At 74.0% G+C, this 1,135-nt stretch carries 1 protein-coding gene; it reads left to right on the forward strand.

What is annotated here, in order from left to right:
* Positions 1 to 1,135 (forward strand): ATP-binding cassette domain-containing protein (locus AB0J52_RS41680; protein ID WP_500188815.1); only part of this gene is annotated, 1,135 nt, incomplete at both ends.

Below are 1,135 nucleotides of genomic sequence, written 5' to 3' on the forward strand. Positions count from 1 at the left end.
GCGGGAGCCCCGGCGCGCCGGGGGCGCCGGCCGGACGAAGGGCGGACGGAGCGGGGTTCCGGCGCTGCGGATCGGCCGGTCGCCCGACAACGACGTCGTCGTGCCGGACCTGGTGGTGTCGCGCTACCACGCCGAACTGCGGATGACGGGTCCCGGCCGCGCCGAGATCGCCGACTTGGGGAGCCACAACGGCACCTACGTGAACGGCATCCGGATCGACCGGGCGGTGCTGACCGAGGAGGACCTGCTCGGCATCGGGCACGCCACGTTCCGGCTGGTCGGCACCGAGCTGCGGGAGTTCGTCGACACCGGGGACGTGTCCGTCCTCGTGCAGGACCTCACCGTCCGCACGCCCGAGGACAAGGTGCTCCTGGACGGCGTCGGCTTCCCGATCCCCGAGCGGTCGCTGGTCGCGGTGATCGGGCCGTCCGGGGCGGGCAAGTCCACCCTGCTCGGCGCGGTCACCGGGACCCGGCCCGCCACCGAGGGGACGGTCCGCTACGACGGCCGCGACCTGTACGCGGACTACGACGAGCTGCGGCACCGGATCGGGCTCGTCCCGCAGGAGGACATCCTGCACACCCAGCTCGCGACGCGGCAGGCCCTGCTGTTCGCGGCGGAGCTGCGGTTCCCCGGCGACACCCGGCGGGACGAGCGGGAGCGCCGGGTGGACGAGGTGCTGGCCGAGCTCGGCCTCACCCCGCACGCGCGCACCCGCATCGACAAGCTCTCGGGCGGCCAGCGCAAGCGGGTGTCGGTGGCGCTGGAACTGCTGACCAAGCCGTCGCTGCTCTTCCTGGACGAGCCGACCTCGGGCCTCGACCCCGGCCTGGACAAGACGGTCATGGAGCTGCTGAAGGACCTGGCGCACGACGGCCGGACGGTCATCGTCGTCACCCACAGCACCGAGAACCTCAACGCCTGCGACCGGCTGCTGGTGCTCGTCCCCGGCGGGCGGATGGCCTACTACGGGCCGCCCGAGGAGGGCCTCCGGCACTTCGGCGCGCAGGCGTGGGCCGAGGTGTTCCAGGCGTTCGACCGGGAGCCGGACCGCGACTGGGCGGGCGAGTTCCGCACGTCCCCGCGCTGGTCCCGGTACGTCGGCTACGGGATGGGCGGCGCGGTCGGCCCCACC

Origin of the sequence: Spirillospora sp. NPDC049652 (genome assembly GCF_040675125.1) — a bacterium.
Lineage (GTDB): Bacteria > Actinomycetota > Actinomycetes > Streptosporangiales > Streptosporangiaceae > Spirillospora.